The 18,148-nt window shown below is 40.9% G+C and carries 15 protein-coding genes and 1 pseudogene; 2 read left to right on the top strand and 14 right to left on the bottom strand.

Translation table 11 applies throughout. The annotated features are described in order from the left end of the window. Positions 1-150 precede the first annotated feature (150 nt). The 8 genes from LOC50_RS17085 to LOC50_RS17050 all read right to left on the bottom strand — a co-directional run bounded on the left by LOC50_RS17085 (position 151) and on the right by LOC50_RS17050 (position 5,342). Complete coding sequence (locus LOC50_RS17085; RefSeq protein WP_250654020.1) at positions 151-420, bottom strand: Txe/YoeB family addiction module toxin; 270 nt, start codon at positions 418-420, stop codon at positions 151-153. Next, positions 413-667 (bottom strand): type II toxin-antitoxin system Phd/YefM family antitoxin, encoded by a 255-nt coding sequence (locus LOC50_RS17080; protein WP_250654019.1) that lies wholly within the window; start codon positions 665-667, stop codon positions 413-415. The genes LOC50_RS17085 and LOC50_RS17080 overlap by 8 nt, the downstream gene beginning before the upstream one ends. Positions 668-848: 181 nt before the next feature. Continuing rightward, a complete protein-coding gene (locus LOC50_RS17075; RefSeq protein ID WP_250654018.1) occupies positions 849-1,487 on the bottom strand; it encodes a DUF4760 domain-containing protein in 639 nt (212 codons plus the stop codon). Between the two features lie 162 nt (positions 1,488-1,649). Continuing rightward, a complete protein-coding gene (locus LOC50_RS17070; RefSeq protein ID WP_250654017.1) occupies positions 1,650-1,973 on the bottom strand; it encodes a hypothetical protein in 324 nt (107 codons plus the stop codon). A 40-nt stretch (positions 1,974-2,013) separates the two neighbouring features. After that, on the bottom strand, positions 2,014-2,643 hold the full coding sequence (locus LOC50_RS17065; RefSeq protein ID WP_250654016.1) for a hypothetical protein: 630 nt from the start codon (positions 2,641-2,643) through the stop codon (positions 2,014-2,016). 102 nt (positions 2,644-2,745) lie between these two features. Next, positions 2,746-3,096, bottom strand: coding sequence for a hypothetical protein (locus LOC50_RS17060; RefSeq protein ID WP_250654015.1), 351 nt, complete (start codon positions 3,094-3,096; stop codon positions 2,746-2,748). A 327-nt stretch (positions 3,097-3,423) separates the two neighbouring features. Further along, the gene (locus LOC50_RS17055) at positions 3,424-4,512 is read right to left on the bottom strand and encodes an IS91 family transposase (RefSeq protein WP_250653971.1); all 1,089 of its coding nucleotides are present in this window, start codon (positions 4,510-4,512) and stop codon (positions 3,424-3,426) included. Further along, complete coding sequence (locus LOC50_RS17050) at positions 4,509-5,342, bottom strand: tyrosine-type recombinase/integrase (RefSeq protein WP_063528612.1); 834 nt, start codon at positions 5,340-5,342, stop codon at positions 4,509-4,511. Before LOC50_RS17050 ends, LOC50_RS17055 begins: the two co-directional genes overlap by 4 nt. Positions 5,343-5,648: 306 nt before the next feature. Here LOC50_RS17050 and LOC50_RS17045 point away from each other — a divergent pair, with 306 nt between their 5' ends. Next, complete coding sequence (locus tag LOC50_RS17045) at positions 5,649-6,596, top strand: integron integrase (RefSeq protein ID WP_250654014.1); 948 nt, start codon at positions 5,649-5,651, stop codon at positions 6,594-6,596. A 174-nt stretch (positions 6,597-6,770) separates the two neighbouring features. Here LOC50_RS17045 and LOC50_RS17040 read toward each other — a convergent pair whose 3' ends face one another. The 5 genes from LOC50_RS17040 to LOC50_RS17020 all read right to left on the bottom strand — a co-directional run bounded on the left by LOC50_RS17040 (position 6,771) and on the right by LOC50_RS17020 (position 16,085). Beyond that, positions 6,771-9,026, bottom strand: a complete 2,256-nt coding sequence (locus LOC50_RS17040) for an acyl-CoA dehydrogenase (protein WP_214552191.1) — start codon at positions 9,024-9,026, stop codon at positions 6,771-6,773. A gap of 291 nt (positions 9,027-9,317) precedes the next feature. Further along, the gene (locus LOC50_RS17035; protein WP_069438967.1) at positions 9,318-10,343 is read right to left on the bottom strand and encodes a zinc-binding dehydrogenase; all 1,026 of its coding nucleotides are present in this window, start codon (positions 10,341-10,343) and stop codon (positions 9,318-9,320) included. An 8-nt stretch (positions 10,344-10,351) separates the two neighbouring features. Further along, complete coding sequence (locus LOC50_RS17030) at positions 10,352-11,764, bottom strand: TolC family protein (protein WP_250654013.1); 1,413 nt, start codon at positions 11,762-11,764, stop codon at positions 10,352-10,354. Beyond that, positions 11,757-14,906, bottom strand: coding sequence for an efflux RND transporter permease subunit (locus LOC50_RS17025; RefSeq protein ID WP_036983919.1), 3,150 nt, complete (start codon positions 14,904-14,906; stop codon positions 11,757-11,759). The genes LOC50_RS17030 and LOC50_RS17025 overlap by 8 nt, the downstream gene beginning before the upstream one ends. A gap of 9 nt (positions 14,907-14,915) precedes the next feature. Continuing rightward, positions 14,916-16,085: an efflux RND transporter periplasmic adaptor subunit gene (locus LOC50_RS17020; RefSeq protein WP_250654012.1), complete on the bottom strand. Its 1,170-nt coding sequence runs from the start codon at positions 16,083-16,085 to the stop codon at positions 14,916-14,918. A 118-nt stretch (positions 16,086-16,203) separates the two neighbouring features. Between LOC50_RS17020 and LOC50_RS17015 the strand changes: the two genes are divergently transcribed. After that, positions 16,204-17,142: a LysR family transcriptional regulator gene (locus tag LOC50_RS17015; RefSeq protein WP_248533401.1), complete on the top strand. Its 939-nt coding sequence runs from the start codon at positions 16,204-16,206 to the stop codon at positions 17,140-17,142. Here the strand turns inward: LOC50_RS17015 and LOC50_RS17010 are convergent. Then, positions 17,139-18,103 (bottom strand): annotated as a pseudogene (locus LOC50_RS17010) (GGDEF domain-containing protein). The gene LOC50_RS17015 and the pseudogene LOC50_RS17010 overlap by 4 nt on opposite strands. Positions 18,104-18,148: the final 45 nt, after the last annotated feature.

Raw genomic sequence — 18,148 nt, 5'->3', positions numbered from 1 at the left:
GAAGCTAACGTCCAATTAAGGTGTGAGCAACGCTACCACGAAACGAAACCATTATACCTTAAACACAAAACCCAACGATGGAATGAAAAATGCCAAGCGTTGGGAATCACTCTTAAATTGTTTGTTAGATGCCAGATCGCTGAACCTGATTTAGTAGTGGTAACGACACGAAATTATCGTTATCGCTTGATCATCGACTGCGTAAACAAGCCTATTAGTGTCATCAATACGACGAGACCAAAAACCAGATAAGTTCTCTTTTAACGGCTCTGGTTTACCTATGCCCTCAAATGGAGAGCGCTTAACATCATTGATGAGTTTGTTGATGCGCTTGAGTGTTTTCTTGTCTTGAGTTTGCCAATACAGGTAGTCATCCCAAGCGTCATCAGTCCACGACAGTAAACGTTGACTACTAGTCATCAATTAATTCTCGTGCTGTTGTTTTACCAGCACGGTACTGTGCTATTGAACGGTTTAGGTGTTCAGCGTTTTGAGGAGAGCGTAGTAAGTGAACTGTCTCCATAAGGCTATTGTAGTAGTCTAAAGACATAACCACAGCATCTTCAGAATCGCGGCGTGTAATAACTGTTGTATCAGCGTCATTAACTACACCGTCCAAAACAGCTTTGAGACCATTTCTAGCTTCAGTAAAAGATACGATTCTCATAAGAACCTCCACATGTACGTTTAATGGAACAAGTATAGTCTTCACCACTCCAGTTGTACAGTAAATTGAACATGCGATATTGATAAGACAGCTAACGCAAAGCTAAGCTGTGAGTGAACGTGTGCCATGTCTGAGCGATAGCGAGTTCGGCACGCGTTTACGAATCAGCTTGAGCGCCTTGTTATGTATTTTCTGCACCTAAAGGAGTAGTAGTTTCAAAGCTTGTATTCTGCAGTTTTTTCTCTAGATCTCGCTTCTCATTTAGAAGCTCAAAATGCAACCTACGTGTTTCCCACAGAATAAACAGTTTCGTTAAGTTTTGAAAATGACCATCTTCCCTGCAGCCTAAGACCCATGGCATTAGTTCTCTGCTGAAGTTTAAGAAATTTGTTCCAATCGTATTATATGCAACCGTCTCATCGGCGACTTTAGAGATAAAGAATGAGGAAAATGATTCCATTGAATTCAAAACAGACAAAGAATCAACTATATCCTCAAATCCTTTCATACTAGGTTTAGATTTTCGACTAATAGAAATTGAATTATTTTTTGTCTTGATATCCCAGCCTTCAAAATATTTAACATCATGCTTTTTTATTTGATCGTGAAATTCATTTTGCTGTTTTATTATTTGATTGAAGTATATTTCACATTGTTCTGAGGTTATTTTTAACGCATCACGTTTTGATTGCACTTGTAAAGTTCGTTTCAATATTGATATTTGCTTAAGTGCAAAAATTGCAGAGCAAGCGACAACTATTCCTGCTATGAAGTAAAGCACCTCTAAAAATGGTTTAACATCGCTTATAAAATCCAACACTAATTTGTCTCCTTGCTTGTTAATCTTGCTGCACACATGCTGGCGGCTTCTAAAATACATAACGCCCCAATAAGGGGCTAAAAATTATTTGCTAAAATGTGTAGCGAAGCGAAACCGAGCAAACTGTTTTTAGTCCCGCTTGATTGGCTTGTTATGTGAAAATTACAGCATGGCTTGCGCTATTAACTCAGCTTTTTCAGGATTTTCTAAATATGCCCCAGAAGCAGAATCTTGAATAAGAAAAAGCATCTTGTTTACAAGTTCAGTTAAAGCCTCTTTTTCGATTTCAGTTAATGAAGCCAAATCTTCAACTTTAATAGTATTAATGATTGGATTAACTTGATCAGATGCAATTTGACCGCTTGAGAGTATATTTTTTATTGTATTAAAATTCATATTTGCCTCGAAATATTGATTAGTAGCCGCTTGATTCACATAACGCCCGCATAAGCGGAACAAAATGCTTGGCTTTAATTGGTGAGGCACGAACCAAGCCAAGCTTTTTGATTCCGCCTTGATGCGATTGTTATACGTTTTCGGCACCAACATAAAGTTTTTTGTCAAATGATGCAGTATCAAACCTCTTTATGTTTTGAATAATATCAATTGTAGATTTGCTAACTGGCTCACTAGATTTCGCAATACAATTTACAAAGTAAACAATTCGACACCATGCTTTAAAGTGATCGTTAGTTAATTCAGATGCAACAGGTAAAAGATTATCCAAGGTACTAGATTCTCTAATGCAGTGTTCTTGAATTGACATAACCTCTTTTTCTGAAAGACCATTTTCTCTAATGTATTTCAGAAGTGCGTCTAGTTGATCAATGTTTTTGGCATGATCAATGCCGAAAAATTTACCAACGCGAAGCTCCTGTGGTAGCGTTTTAAAATTATGTTTTAAGAAGAAAATCAGATACTCCCGCAAGCGTCTCTCTAGTGAAATTAATTTTTTCTTCTTGTTTATTTCTTGCCACTTATCAAAAACCCATATAATTATTAAAAGTTCTAAGCAGACACCTGTTATCTCGGGTGTTAAATTTCCGACAAAGTAAGAATTTGTATCGCAAAAAAAGCCAATGCCTAGAAAAATGAATAACAAGGCCAACAAAATGAAACTGAATTTCTTTTGATCTATCTTTGTAAACCATTTCATTGATATCAGTTATTCCTCAAAACGTATAACGCCTGCCAGCAATGGCGAGTTTACGAGTCCAGCCAGCTTGCTGGCGAATTGGCTGGCTTTGTTAGAAGGCTTTTAGATTCGTAATTGAATCTGCCGTTTCTTCTCTTTATTTTTAGGCCAAATTGTAACCCCATTATCACTAGCGTGATAAGTCCCAAGATGGCTATCTTTTGTTAGGTTTTCATTACCCGTATATTTATCCGAAATAACGAATTTAACTACATAGTCTTTAACTGGAAATTTATTCTCCGTAAAAACTCTGTACAGAATAGAACTAAGTTCATTTTCAGTTTTATTTGGAAAATCAGGGCATACGATAAAAATTTCTAATGTTGATTCATCGAAACTGGAAATTTTAGTGCAAGAATCAGCCATCGACTGTAAGGCGAATAGCGATATTAGTATAACCAGTGGTAACTTCATACTGCCTTCTAACATTTTAGTATTTATGCGACACGCTGTTTGTGTTGCATAATCGCTTGTTGGACTGAGCCGCTACCTGCTCGGTGTGTCAGCGTTGGTGTTGTTTATGCTATGGGAATTTGCTTTTTGGAGGCTCTCACTTTCCTAGCTGATTTAATCAGCTTAGCTAGTGTTATGTAAGCTTTCCCTGCATTGCTCAGCGCTTATTATGTATTCATTACACCTTAATTTGCCTTAATAAGCAATTATATTTTTTACACGTACAGAGGCCGCTAGCCTGAGCAGTTAAGCAGGTTAACTAATTGATTTTAAGCAGCTACCTAGCTGCTAACTCGTTCGCTCTACTTTGGTCCTTGTTTCATATAACTGGAATACGCCAATTAACCGCAAGATACCTGCCTTACAATGCTGGCAAGGCCAATGCGGTATCAGTGTTACGTTTTCTGTCTTTAGCTTCTCCACTTTACCTCTGTGTGATTCTTGTGACCTTATTAATGCTAACTTTCGCTTGCGACACGCATTAGCTAAAAAGCCATAGTGGCGAATGCGCATAAACCCTTTGGGCAATACATGTTGTAAGTAGCGCCGTAAAAATTCATCACAACTCAGAGTCATGACTTTATCGCGGTTGTTATCTGCATAATCGCGGTATTTAAAGCTCACTGTTTCTTCAGTCGCTGACACTAATCGCGATTCTGACATCACGCCTTTTAGGGTATAACGAGCAAGGTAACTAACTAGCTTTTCACTGTACGTTAAACAGGCTTTGCTATACACGCACCATTTGGTTGGCGTGCTTACCTTCGCGAATGAACTATCGCATTCATTGAGCGCCGCCAGCATTTTCCCTCTGAACACTGTTGATAATGCTTTAACGGGGTATAAATAGCCTTTTTCTATTTCATGCCAGTGCGCTTTATCAAGCGCGCCTGCGGGTATCAAACAGTGTAAATGGATATGCTGACCTAAGTTTTGCCCCCACGTATGCAGTACACTTGTCATGCCTAACTGACCATGCCTCTTTCGTTTCGCAAATTTACTCAGCGTTTGCCATGTGGCTTTGAATAAACACTGATACAACGCGTTTGGGTTGTAGTGCGCAATGATATTCAACTCATGAGGGAGCGTAAAAACAAGGTGGAAATACCGACACGGTAATAAATCCTCTTGCTGCCTTTGCACCCACTTAGCAGTAGCCATGCCTTGGCAACGCGGACAATGACGGTCTCGACAACTACATCCAATCTTTTGCGACTCCCCACAGCTATCACATTGCCATGCTTGATAACCGAGCTGACCCGTTCTGCATGATTGAAGGTGCTGACACACGCGCAGTTGTTGATAACTCACCGTATGATGTTGGCGATAACTCTCAAGGCTTGAGTTTAAAATATCAGCGAGGTGTAAGGCGTTCATTGTTTACTCCAGCTCGCAAGCAAATCAATGCCGCCATGACCTAACTCTGGTAACCAATGTAAGTAACTTTGTGTGGTTTTAATATCACTGTGGCCAAGCTGATGTTGCAGTTGATGAAGTGGCATACCTGATTCAAGTTGGTGTGTTGCATAAGCATGGCGTAAAGTATGTGGATTACAGTGCTTTAAGCCACACGCTTGTGCATGTTTTCTCAATGGCTTCCTGAAGGTTGATGCTGACATAGGTTTATCCATTAATAACCGTGAATAGAACATCCAACCTGTTGGGTGATACATTTTCCAATAACAACGTAATTGAGCCAGCACGCTATCTGATACAACCACATATCGTGATTTATCCCCTTTACCTTGTTCAATTAAAATAGTTTTACGCTGTCCATCGATATCTTGCACTTTAATGCGTAGCAGTTCATTAATACGTAAGCCACACCCATAGCACACCATAATCAATGTTTTTAAGCGCATATCGGTGCAACTTTCTATAAGCCGTCGCATGTCATCGCGCGATAAATACGTGGGTGCGCGAAGTTTTACTTTTGGCAGTACAATATCTAAGTTAAGTGGCCGATGTAAAATATTCTTAAACAAGAACCAAATACTGTTTATCTGTATTTTTTGGCTTGCTCTAGAAAGTTTACGAATCGCAGGATCGTTAAAAAAGGCGTTAAGTTCCTCATCAGTAATCGAATCGAGCGGTTTATTAAAATAATGACTGAGTTTTAGTAAATGTTCACAGTAGCTTTTACATGTACTTTGCGAATAACCACGATAGGCTATTTCAGTTTTGACTTGTTCAATGAGTGTATTCATGACTTACCTCCAAGTTATGGGATAACCCCAAGGTAAGTGTGGCTCAAATGATAAGAATAGGATCTCCGCGTAGCGGCTTAGTTCAACAATTTAATAGTGCGCTCATCGCGCATATTTCTGCCAACGATACGCTCATGTATTTTATAAATCATTTTTACCAAATAACTTAACACATTGCTATATATAATTTTTTATTAGCACTCAAACTCTCAATAAAAGAGAAAATGCGCTCGCAGCTCATTTTCTTGAATATGTGAGCATCACAACTATACTGTATATAAAAACAGCACTATTGTTGGTAATAGTATGAAAACACGTTCCCCATTTTTAAATTACATAGCTGAATATATGCTAGTTCGTCAGTATTCATTACGTACCGTAGATACCTACCTGAGGTGGATTGCATCTTATATTCATTTTCATAATAAGCGCCACCCCGCCTCAATGGGAGACAATGAAGTCGAACGCTATCTAGAACACTTAGTTTTAAAGCAAAATGTTGCACCACGAACGCAAGCCACAGCACTTAATTCATTGTCATTTTTATACAAGCACATAATAAAAAGTGAACTATCGTTAAACTTAAATTTTGCCCGCAGTAAAAAACAAGCAAAACTGCCTGTCGTAATGACGCCAGAAGAAGTTAAGCTGCTTATGACTCATTTAAATAAGCGCTATTATCTTATTGCAGGCCTTATGTATGGTAGCGGTTTAAGAGTAATGGAAGCGGTGCAGTTAAGGGTGAAAGATATTGATTTTGATTATAAATGCATTCAAGTATGGAATGGGAAAGGTAATAAACACCGTATTGTAACGCTAGCCACAGAGCTAATTCCTATGCTGAGAAATCAAATTTTGAACGTTGATGACTATTTAAAACTTGATTTAAATAATACGGAATATGCTGGTGTGTGGATGCCATATGCTTTAACAAAAAAATATCCAAGTGCCGCAAAATCGCTTGCGTGGCAGTATTTATTTCCTTCTCATATATTAAGTTCAGATCCTCAAAGTGGTGAAATAAGACGACATCATTTTCATCACTCTTGTATTAGAAAAGAGGTTAAAAAAGCCGTCCAAAAATCAGGATTAACAAAAATAATAACACCTCATACATTAAGACACTCTAATGGCGCCGATATAAGAACTGTTCAAGCTCAGCTTGGCCATTCTGATGTTAAAACCACACAAATATATACCCATGTACTGCAACAAGGTGCCAACGGGGTTGTTAGCCCTTTTTCAAGATTATAAGCATCTCTTTTTAATTCTCTACGAATACATATTCGTTTTAAGACCAATACCGCTATCTATTTCTACTTTGAAAACCCATAAAAAAGCCCCGCTTGTTTTTACACAAGCGGAGCTCCACACTAATTTTGTATCAATAAAAGCGCCTAAACTGCAGGCGCTTTGCATTATTGAATTTTATTGGTTAACCACGCTTTTAAGTGGATTAACTGGCTGTGCGTTGTCGTCTAGAATGTTCATATCGAAGTCGAACTCATCAACACGAATCGCTTTTTCACGTTTTTTGTTGTAATCACTTAACTGAACAAACTCAGCGTCGTTAATTACTTTTGCAGCAAGTGCATTTTCAAGCGTGATTGAAAAGCGCGTACCCGGCTTAAAGGTTTTAGCACGTAGCGCTTTTTTCACTTTTGCTAATAACTCAAGTGATGCCATTTTAGCTTTGTAAGCTTGCTCGTTGATGTGATGACCATCACCTTTAATTGGCTTAACTAAATGGGTAATTTGCGCTTTAAATGCTGTATCAAGCTGAGCTTGTTTCGCTAATTCACGAATTAAATCATCGCTGATTTTTGGCATTTTAGTTGAGTAGTTCATGGTAATGAAACGAATGAACTTACGTGTACCACTTGCAGGGAAGTTATCTAAGAACTTGTGCAATGCCTCTTCAGCACTTTGTAATGCAAAACGTGTTGCGTAATGGAAGTAAGGAGCCGCTTGCTCACGCTCGCTGCTTGCTACTTTTTGCTCGTAATACTTAATAGATGCCATAGCTGCATACAAGAAGCTCATTACATCGCCTAAACGTGCTGAAAGCATCTCAGCTTGCTTTAGTTTACCGCCAAGTACTAGTAACGAGAAGTCAGCATACACAGCTAATTTAGCTGATAGTTTATGCACTGCTTTTTCGTAGTCACGTACTTCTGGTAATGCCGAGTTTGCACCAGCAGTAAACGGTAATACACCTAAACGGAATGCACGTAAGCTATTTGCTGTACTGTAGCCAATTGTTTTACGTAAAATACTATTAAATTCTGCATCTGCGTTTTTGTCATCGCTGTGGATAGACTCAACCATAGATTGTAAGTATGGGTGACAACGCATAACACCTTGGCCAAATATCATTAGGTTACGAGTCAGAATGTTCGCGCCCTCTACCGTAATGGCAATAGGCTGCGCCACGTAACCACTCGCTAATGTATTTTGTGGACCGTTTTGAATCGCTTTACCTGCTTGAATATCCATTGCTGAATCAAGTACATCACGACCAAGCTCTGTCATATGGTATTTAGCGATTGCAGTCACTACCGATGGTTTTAAGCCCATGCCTAAACCTTCAGTTGTCAGTACTCGCATTGCTTCTTGTAGGTATGTTTTACCTGCAATGTCAGCTAGCTTTTCTTGAATACCTTCGAATTGACCAATTGATAAACCAAACTGTTCACGCACGGCTGCGTACTCAGAAGCTGATTTAAATGCAACTTGTGCTGTACTTACACCCAATGCTGGTAATGAAATACCACGCCCTGCGCCTAAACAGCTAACCAGCATTTGCCAACCGCGACCGATGTTCTTCTGGCCACCGATAATAAAGTCCATTGGTACAAATACTTTGTTACCACGTGTAGTACCGTTGTAAAAACGGATACCCATAGGATCATGACGGTTACCAAGTTCTACACCAGGGTGCTCTTTTGGAATAAGTGCACAAGTAATACCTAGGTTTTCTTTGCCACCTAGTAGACCATCTGGGTCAACTACTTTAAACGCTAAACCAAGTACAGTAGCAATTGGCGCGAGTGTAATATAGCGTTTGTCCCACGTGATTTCTAAGCCAAGTACTTCTTCGCCTTTGTACATACCTTTAGTTACGGTACCTACATCTGGAATACCGCCTGCATCAGAGCCTGCTTCTGGGCTGGTTAATGCAAAACATGGAATGTCTGTACCATTTGCAAGGCGTGGTAGGTAGTGTGCTTGTTGCTCCTCTGTACCAAAGTGAAGAAGTAACTCACCCGGGCCCAACGAGTTTGGTACCATTACGGTTACCGCAACCGCTGAGCTTTTAGTAGCAATTGTACCTACAATTGTTGAGTTAGCGTATGGGCTGAACTCTAAACCGCCAAACGATTTAGGGATGATCAGCGAGAAGAAACGCTCTTTTTTCAAAAACTCTAAAATGTCGTTTGGTAAATGAATACCATTTTGAATGACTGAATCGTCAATCATGCCAAGTAATTCTTGTACTGGGCCATCTAGGAACGCTTGCTCGTCTGCGGTTAATTTAGCCGCAGGTACGTCGCGTAGCGCGCTGAAATCTGGTTTACCTTGATAGATAGACCCTTCTAGCCATACATCGCCAGCGTCTAACGCTTCTTGCTCAGTAACTGAAATACTTGGTAATACTTTTTTTAATTTTGTACGTAAACTCATAACGAACTCATCCGACCAGATAAATAATACCTACATTACGTCATAAAAATCGGTTTAGATCAATTACTCTATTCAATTAATTAACAGTTTTTGCAATTTATTTTCTTTACCTGAACGTAAACTGTTGAAATAAAAAGGCTTACAACTGTACGCTGAATTATTATTTTTTTTGTAAAAAATTTAATAATTCTGGTTGTTGGCGCCGCAAATACGGATTTGGTAATAAAGTAGAAACAAAAAAACGCAGCCTAAAATTAGGCTGCGTTTTTTAATACGAGAATTTGGGTGAAATTAGCTTATTTTAACCACTTGTTTACCTGTAAAACCACCTGCTAACTGATTGTTTAATGCAGCCGAAACAGCCTTTGCGTTAAAATCAACAGCTAATACTTCTGGAGGAATTATCTCGCCATTTGCTACCTTTTCAAGCAACAAATTGCCCATGAAACTCATCCGCTGCTGCGCACATAAGCTGTTAGCTAGCCACGCACCTCCTAAGGAGACAATACTAATATTAGGCGCACGCCGATACATTAGCTGCTGTTCAAAGTTAGGAAGTGGATTTAAACAAGCAATACGACCACAAAAACGCATTAGTTCGATATTTTGAATGGTCGATTCCCCCCCCATAATATCAATAATAGCGTCAAACCCTTGTGGACCTAACTCTCGACGAATTTTGTCACATAAGGCTTTATCGTTGTAATCAAAGACCACATCGGCGCCGAGTTGCTTAACTAACTTATGATTGCGCTTAGAGGCGGTGGTAAATACATCTGCACCGCGCTGCTTGGCAAACTGAATAGCAAATTGCCCTACAGCGCCAGCGCCACCTTCAACAAAGAGCGTATCGCCCTCAGTTACTGATAGTTTATCTAAGCTGATCAATGCCGCCATTCCGGCGCAGGGTAAAGTTGCAGCTTTGTCACTGGCTAATTGCTGAGGAAGGATAGACACCGCATAATTAGGCACTTTTGCGTATTCGCTCAGTACCCCTTGCTCACCTACGCTGGCGTGCCACATAACACGCTCCCCTACCCCCGGAAAAATACCTTTGCCCGCTTTAACCACTGTCCCCACTGCATCCAAACCTAAAACATGCGGGTATTGCCACGTACAAAAGCCAGACTTGGCAAATTGTGCATCCACCGGGTTTAAACCAACGTACTCTACTTTTACTAATAACTCATTCCCTGTGCACTGAGGCACAGGTAACAGAGTATCCGATAAGTTAATATCCTCATTGGGCTCATTTAACACAATAGAGCGCATTAATGTAGGAATAGTATTTGGGTTTGTATCTGCAGTATTAGGCATCAAAAACTCTACTTGTTAGTATTACTTAACGCGTAACTCCATCGCCCATTAAATGACTGGTAGGCATTTACTTTGGCAAGTAGCGATGAAATAGTTGAATCAACGGCATTTTCTTGCGCTATTAAAACATCCTGACGCGCATCTAACAACTCTAAGTAAGGAATTTGCCCTTCTTCGTACATTGCTTGTGCTTGTAAAAATGCATTATTAGCAAATTGATAACGCTGCTCAGCAAAGCGCGATTGCTGTGCTTGATTGGCCAATAATTGCAGAGAAAGTTCACTCTCGTTAATCGCTTTTAATACCACTTGCTGGTAGTCAGTATACGCTGCTTGGCTTAAAAACTGCTGCGCATCGCGTTGTGCTAAAAGCGCAGGGTAACTTAATAATGACCACTGCAATTGCGGCGCTACTTGCCATTGCTGCTGGGTATCACTAAAACCGTTGCTCCCTAAACTTAACACGCCTGCAAAGCCGCTTAAGCTAATATCCGGCAATAAAGCTTTACTGGCTGCTACACTCAGGCTATTTGCCTGGCTAAAATCAAATAAAGCACGACTTATATCAGGTCTTAGTGCTATTGCATCATTAGGCTTTGCCAATGACACCGCAAATGCCTTAGTTAATATAGTACGTTCATCATTAATGCTCAGTGATTGCGTAGTTTGCGCGCTTAATACGGCCAAAGTAGATAAGTCACGGTACTTCGCATATTTAATTGCCGGCACCAAGGCTTGCTGCTGCCTAAGTTGCGCCATAGTGCGGTTTAAGTCGAGCTCATTGGCCACACCTTCATCAACTTGGGCCTGCAGCACTTGAATGCTTTGTTCAAGCGCTTCTATTTGCATTTCAATAATTTGCTGCTTTTGCAGATTACCTTGATAACTCACAAAGCCTTTAACCACAGCCGACACCACTTCAATTTGCAATAACCTAACTTGCTCAGCTTGGCTCATTGCTTGAGAATTCGCGGCATCGACTAACGCAGTAATTCGACCAAATAAGTCGAGCTGCCAATCAAGTGCTACATTCGCACTTGATTGTCGGCTATTGGTATTGCCTAGCCCGCTTCGCTTTGCACCAACCTCAACACCGCCTTGCGGTAAGTATTGCGCTTGTTGCTCGCCAATACGCGCCAAAGCGCTTTTTAATACCAGCTGACTTGTTTGTAAGTCGTAATTATTAGCAAGTGCGTTGCTCAGCAGTTGGTTTAGCTGCGCTGAGCCCAGCTTATGCCACCAGTTTTGCTCATCTTCACCCATAAACTGCTCTGCAGATATTGCCTTGGCAACAAACTCATCAACCTGTTGTTGCTGAGCAGCTGTGTCAATTTTACTCGCACAACCTGATAACACAGCAACCGCTAATGCAGAACTCAACCATGGCGATAATTTAAGGGCGCTTAAGTTAAATTTAGTCATGCGAAGACTCCTTAACGCGCGGCTTTTTTACCACCAGCATATAAAACACCGGTGTAAATAATAGTCCAAACACAGTTACTCCAATCATGCCCGAGAACACTGCATTACCCATGGCATGACGCATTTCTGCACCGGCACCGGTTGCCAATACAAGCGGTATGACACCTGCGGTAAACGCAATTGATGTCATTAAAATTGGGCGTAAACGTAATCGACACGCCGCTAACATCGCCTCAAGGTGCGATAACCCAGTGTCATGCTTATCTTTAGCAAATTCCACCATAAGGATGGCATTTTTAGAAGCCAATGCGACCAGTACAATCAACGCTATTTGCGTAAATATGTTGTTGTCTGAACCTACAAACCACACCCCTAATAACGCTGAGAAAATAGTCATAGGTACAATTAAAATAATGGCCAGTGGTAAACGTAAGCTTTCATACTGTGCGGCCAGTACCATAAACACCAGCAATACAACCAGAGGGAATACATACACCATAGTATTACCTGCTAATACTTGCTGGTACGTTACCTCAGTCCACTCATATTCAATGCCAGTAGGCAATGTTTTTGCTAGTACAGCTTCAATCGCCAATTGCGCTTGATCAGAACTATAACCGGGCGCTGGGCTGCCATTAAGCTCTGCACTTGGGTAGCCGTTGTAATGCATTACACGATCTGGGCCGATGGTAGGCGTTACCGTTAATACTGAGCCTAACGGCACCATATTACCGGCACGATTACGCACTTTTAGGTTTAGTATTTGCTCTGGGTCTACCCTAAAATCAGCATCAGCTTGGGCATTAACCTGGTAAGTACGACCAAACAAATTAAAGTCGTTTACATACACTGAGCCTAAATAAATTTGTAACGAGTTAAACACTTCATCTAATGGAATACCTTGAATAAGCGCTTGCTCACGGTCAATATCAATATCCATTTGTGGCACTTGAATTCTAAAGCTTGAATACAGCCCCATTAACGCCGGATCTTTTTGCGCCGCAGCAATCACTGATTGCAAACTGTTAAATAAGGCTTCAAAGCCTTTGTTAGCTCTATCTTCTATTTGCAATTTAAAGCCACCTGTGGTGCCTAAACCTTGAATTGGCGGTGGCGGAAACACAGCGACAAAGGCTTCATCAATGGCCGCAAAACGTTGGTTTAATTGCGCTGCAATAGCCGAAGCCGACATACTCGGATCCGTACGCTCTGCAAAAGGCGCCAGTGGTGTAAATACGATGCCGCTATTTGGGCTATTAGTAAAACCATTCACTGAAAGGCCAGGAAACGCTACCGTGTTCGCAACCCCAGGTACCTCTAATGCAATTTGCTGCATTTGTTTTACCACCGCTTCTGTACGGTCTAAACTTGCAGCGTCAGGTAACTGCGCAATGGCGACTAAGTATTGCTTATCTTGTTGTGGAATAAACCCACCCGGTACCGCATCAAACAATTTAATCGTACCGCCAACTAAGGCAATATACGCAACCATAACTACAACGCTCATACGAATAAGCTTTTGTACCAGCTTTTCATACCCTTTAGCACCACGGTCAAACACGCGATTAAAAGGTTGGAATAACCAACGGCCAAATAATTTATTAAGCACGCGGGTAAACGCATCAGGCTCGGCATCATGTGATTTCAACAATAAAGCAGCCAGTGCTGGCGACAGCGTTAATGAGTTAAACGCCGAAATTACCGTTGAAATAGTAATGGTTAATGCAAATTGCTTATAAAACTGCCCTGAAAGCCCAGTAATAAAAGCCGTCGGAATAAATACCGCACATAATACTAATGCAATCGCAATAATAGGGCCGGTTACTTCCGTCATTGCCACGCGGGTTGCTTCAAGCGGAGATAAGCCATCTTCTATGTTTCGCTCAACGTTTTCTACAACCACAATTGCGTCATCAACCACGATACCAATAGCCAGTACTAAACCAAATAGCGATAAGGTATTAATAGAAACCCCAAGCCATTGCATTACTGCAAAGGTACCAATGAGTGAAATAGGCACCGCAATTAACGGAATAATAGATGCGCGCCAGGTTTGTAAAAACACAATAACCACAATCACCACCAGCACGATTGCTTCGAGTAAAGTGGCGATCACCGCATCAATTGAGCCTCGTACAAATACCGTTGGATCATAAACAATGTCGTATTCAACACCTGCTGGAAAGTCTTTTGATAAACGTGCCATCGTTTCACGCACCTGATCAGAGAGCTCAATGGCATTTGACCCTGGGCGTTGAAATATTGGCATCGCTAAAGCGGGTTTATTATCAAGCTCAGCACGCAATGCATAAGAATCTTGGCCTAAATCAACACGTGCCACATCTGACAAACGCGTAAGCTGCCCTTGCTCCCCAACTTTAATAATGACTTGTTTAAACTCTTCAATGCTATTAAGGCGTCCTTTGACGTTTAATAAAATTTGGAACTGACTGTCATTTGAAATCGGTTGCGAACCTAAACTGCCCGCTGCAACTTGCTGATTTTGCGAGCGTAGTGCATTGACCACGTCACTTGCAGTAAGCTCACGTGATGCTAGCGCATCTGGGTTAAGCCAAACTCGCATTGCATATTTACCACCACCAAATAAACGAATATCACCCACACCAGGTAAACGCGCTATTTCATCTTTGATATTTAAATCGGCATAATTTGATAAATACGCGGTGTCATGGCTGTTTTGGGGTGAATATAAATGCACCACCATGGTTAAATCGGGTGATGATTTTTCAGCAACAACCCCTAAACGTTGCACTTCTTGTGGCAAACGCGGCAGCGCACTATTTACTCGGTTTTGCACTTGCACTTGGGCACGGTCTAAATCAGTGCCTAACGCAAATGTCACCGTGAGCGTCATACGTCCGTCACTGGTTGCTTGTGAAAACATATACAGCATGTTTTCGGTGCCATTTATTTCTTGCTCAAGCGGTGTTGCCACTGTTTGTGCAATAACCGTCGGGTTCGCACCTGGATAACTGGCAGTCACAACCACTGTCGGTGGTACGACTTCTGGGTATTCACTGACCGGCAGCTGAAATAATGAAATGCTACCTGCAATTAAAATAATCAACGACAGCATGGCCGCAAAAATCGGTCGCTGTATAAAAAAGTGTGAAAATTTCATCTAATAACCTTATTGCTTAGCAACTAAATCGGCAGGGTTAGCACTTAGCGTAAATGCCACGCCTTGGGTATTTATTGCCACTTTATTTGGTGATATCGGCATACCCGGTCCTACACGAGCAGGGCCATTTACAGCAATAACATCGCCTTGCTTAAGTCCTGATGTGATGGCTCGCAACGATCCATAGCGCTCACCTACCGTTACAAGCTTATACTGCAGCACATTGTTTTCGCCTACCGTTAACACAAAGCGATTTTTTAAATCTGTGCCTATGGCTCTGTCTGGAATAATGACAGTTTCACGTACTGCATTAGCAGCTAACTTAATGCGTGCAAATGAGCCCGAACGCAACTCGTTACTGCGATCATCAAATACCGCACGAACGCGTAAAGTGCCTGTAGATGCGTTAATTTGATTATCTATAAAGTTAATATGGCCGCTATAGTTAAAATCGTCTTGTCCTACTTTTTGCATTACAACAGGCTGTTTGCTTGCAGCTGTTACTTCGTCAAATGCGCTATTCCAAGTACGTTCATCTACATCAAAGTAAGCGTACATTTTGTCATTAGAAACAATTGAAGTAAGCACGCTTTGCCCTGCAAGTACGTTGTTACCTTTGGTAATATTTGCGCGAGAAATCACGCCATCAATAGGAGAAACCACTGACGTAAACTCTAAATCGAGCTTTGCAGCTTTAAGCTGCGCTTGCAGTGCAGCAAGTTGTGCTTCACGCTGACGCAGAGTCGATGTACGCGCTTGTGCTTGCTCAGTCGAAATGGCTTTTCGCTCAGTTAAGCGTACCGCACGCGATGCTTCGCTTTTTGCTTGTTCAAGTGCTGCTTGAGCACTTTTAACCTGAGCGCTTAAACTGTCAACGGTTGCAGCGAATGAGCGATCGTCTAAACGAAATAATACATCGCCTTGTTTAACGCTATCCCCTTCTTTAAATTCAATTTGCTCAATAATGCCGGATACACGCGGCATTAATGCCACTTTTTGCGGTGACTCTAAGCGTGTTGTATAGGTGTGCCAACTTTGAACTGGCTTAACCAAGACCTCGGCTACATCAATTGCTTGTTGTTGCTGTGCGGGTGCTGATTGTGTTGTATCTTCATCGGCACAACCGGCCAGTGTGATTAATGCAACAGATAATGCTATAGCAATTAAGTGTTTGTTCATAACGACGCTCCTTTTAATTTAGCGTTGCATAATACGGAACATACTTGATGACAAAAACAATAGATTTTTAAATTCATTAGTGCCAAAATGGCATCAATACTCACTACGTGATGAAATAATGGATACAACCAGTCGACTATTAATGCTGCTTGAAGTGGTAGAGCAAGGCTCATTTGCAAAAGCAGCCGAAATACGAAATATTGACCGCTCAGTGATCTCTAAGCAAATTAGTCGGTTAGAGGATGAACTTGGAGTAAGGCTATTGAACAGAACAACCCGCTCATTCTCTCTTACAGCAGCGGGCGCTGAAATGATAAAAAAAGCAGGTGAGCTACGAAGTCTGCTTGGCGAAACGGTGCGCATGGCAGAAAACTACCACCAAGAGCCACGCGGCGTATTAAAAGTAACCGCATCTACTTTAATAGGTCGACGCTACTTACAGCCAGTGATCAACGATTTTCAAAAACGCTTTCCGCAAGTGGAAGTAGAACTGCGTTTGGATGACCGATTGGTTGATATTGTATCTGAAGGATTTGATTTAGCGTTTAGAGTGGGTGAGCCCAAAGACTCATCATTAATTGCTCGTAAAATTGCCCGTAACCGTTTGTTACTATTAGCCGCGCCAGCGTTTATAGAAACATACGGTATGCCTACAACAATCACTGATTTGGCACAATTGCCAGCGGCCAGTTATGCCAGCAACTCACTGCGGGTAGAAGGCATAAATTACTATAACCACACTGGCGAGCACTGCGCGCAAAAAATAAAAAGTGTGTTTAGAGCAAACGATGCAGAAGTATTACTGATGAAAACTCTCTCTGGCACCACCTACTTTTTAGCGCCGGCATTTATTTTAGATAAAGAAGTGATTGATGGGCAACTGGTGCCCTTACTTACGGATGTAAAATTAATGGAACATAATGCAATGTATGCTGTATACCCACACCGAGATTTACCGGTAAGAACACGATTGTTTTTTGATGCCGTGCGTGAATACATTGGCAAAGAAAGACCGATTTGGGAGAACAATATTCCTAATTTTGATCAAATGTATTAAGCCGCATCTGCACAGAGGTTAATATCAGAAAAAACCGCATTGCGCCCCGCATCTTTTGCCTTATAAAGCTGCTTACCTGCTTGCGCTATTAATTCAGCCAAATTTAGTTGTTGGTACTTAACTACGCCAACACTGGCTGTTAAATTTATGGTTATACCATTGGCTTCAATATATTTATTTGCAACGGCTTGTCTAAGATTTTCAGCCATTGCCAGCGCGGATTGTGCACTATCAAAATTGCTCATTAAAGAAAATTCTTCACCCCCCACCCTAAACACATACCCTTTTGCAAAAGTAATCCTAAATAGAGTTGCCAACTCAACCAGCACTTTATCTCCTACATCATGGCCGTATTCATCATTTATTTGTTTAAAGTGGTCAAGATCAATTAAAAACAAGTACAACTGTGACTTGTCTTTTATCTCCACTTCAAAATAATGACTCATAGATAAACGGTTTCCTGCGCCCGTAAGAGGATCAAGTAAAGCCAAGTTTTTAAGTCACTTAGAAAATTCGGCCCTATTTTCTTCAAAAACATGAGAAATGACCCATATAATAATATAAATAAACAGTAAGTTGAGCGCTTGGTTAAAAGAGGAAAAAGAAGGGCTTGGTAATTTATAAAGCAACACTGATGATTGCATAACCAAAAGTGTGGCCGATAACACAGTACCGTATTTTCGACCAAGAAGTAGATAAAACAAAATGGGTAAAGAAAACGCCCACAAAAACAAACCATTTTTAAGTGGTGCCAAAAAGGTTCCACATAATATAACGAGCGTTACAGTCATACAAACCGTTATGGCATACCAATTTCGTTGCTTGTTTTTAACCAATGGTATAAAAACATAAAAACAAAGTGCGGAAATCACACTTCTAAGCCACCTACAATATAAAAATGATTTTTTGATAGGTTAAACACAGCAAAAATAAATGACAGCAAACCTAAAAATAAACACATCCATTTTAAGACATGCTTACGTAATATTTTTGTACTGTTGAGAGC

This window comes from Pseudoalteromonas sp. SCSIO 43095 (assembly GCF_023650455.1).
GTDB classification, from domain to species: domain Bacteria; phylum Pseudomonadota; class Gammaproteobacteria; order Enterobacterales; family Alteromonadaceae; genus Pseudoalteromonas; species Pseudoalteromonas tetraodonis.
This window is presented reverse-complemented; position numbering and strand designations above follow the sequence as displayed.

Coding starts and splice junctions, on each gene's coding strand:
- LOC50_RS17085 (WP_250654020.1), bottom strand. CDS start 420: ATGACTAGTAGTCAACGTTTACTGTCGTGGACTGATGACGCTTGGGAT.
- LOC50_RS17080 (WP_250654019.1), bottom strand. CDS start 667: ATGAGAATCGTATCTTTTACTGAAGCTAGAAATGGTCTCAAAGCTGTT.
- LOC50_RS17065 (WP_250654016.1), bottom strand. CDS start 2,643: ATGAAATGGTTTACAAAGATAGATCAAAAGAAATTCAGTTTCATTTTG.
- LOC50_RS17060 (WP_250654015.1), bottom strand. CDS start 3,096: ATGAAGTTACCACTGGTTATACTAATATCGCTATTCGCCTTACAGTCG.
- LOC50_RS17055 (WP_250653971.1), bottom strand. CDS start 4,512: ATGAACGCCTTACACCTCGCTGATATTTTAAACTCAAGCCTTGAGAGT.
- LOC50_RS17050 (WP_063528612.1), bottom strand. CDS start 5,342: ATGAATACACTCATTGAACAAGTCAAAACTGAAATAGCCTATCGTGGT.
- LOC50_RS17045 (WP_250654014.1), top strand. CDS start 5,649: ATGAAAACACGTTCCCCATTTTTAAATTACATAGCTGAATATATGCTA.
- LOC50_RS17040 (WP_214552191.1), bottom strand. CDS start 9,026: ATGAGTTTACGTACAAAATTAAAAAAAGTATTACCAAGTATTTCAGTT.
- LOC50_RS17035 (WP_069438967.1), bottom strand. CDS start 10,343: ATGCCTAATACTGCAGATACAAACCCAAATACTATTCCTACATTAATG.
- LOC50_RS17030 (WP_250654013.1), bottom strand. CDS start 11,764: ATGACTAAATTTAACTTAAGCGCCCTTAAATTATCGCCATGGTTGAGT.
- LOC50_RS17025 (WP_036983919.1), bottom strand. CDS start 14,906: ATGAAATTTTCACACTTTTTTATACAGCGACCGATTTTTGCGGCCATG.
- LOC50_RS17020 (WP_250654012.1), bottom strand. CDS start 16,085: ATGAACAAACACTTAATTGCTATAGCATTATCTGTTGCATTAATCACA.
- LOC50_RS17015 (WP_248533401.1), top strand. CDS start 16,204: ATGGATACAACCAGTCGACTATTAATGCTGCTTGAAGTGGTAGAGCAA.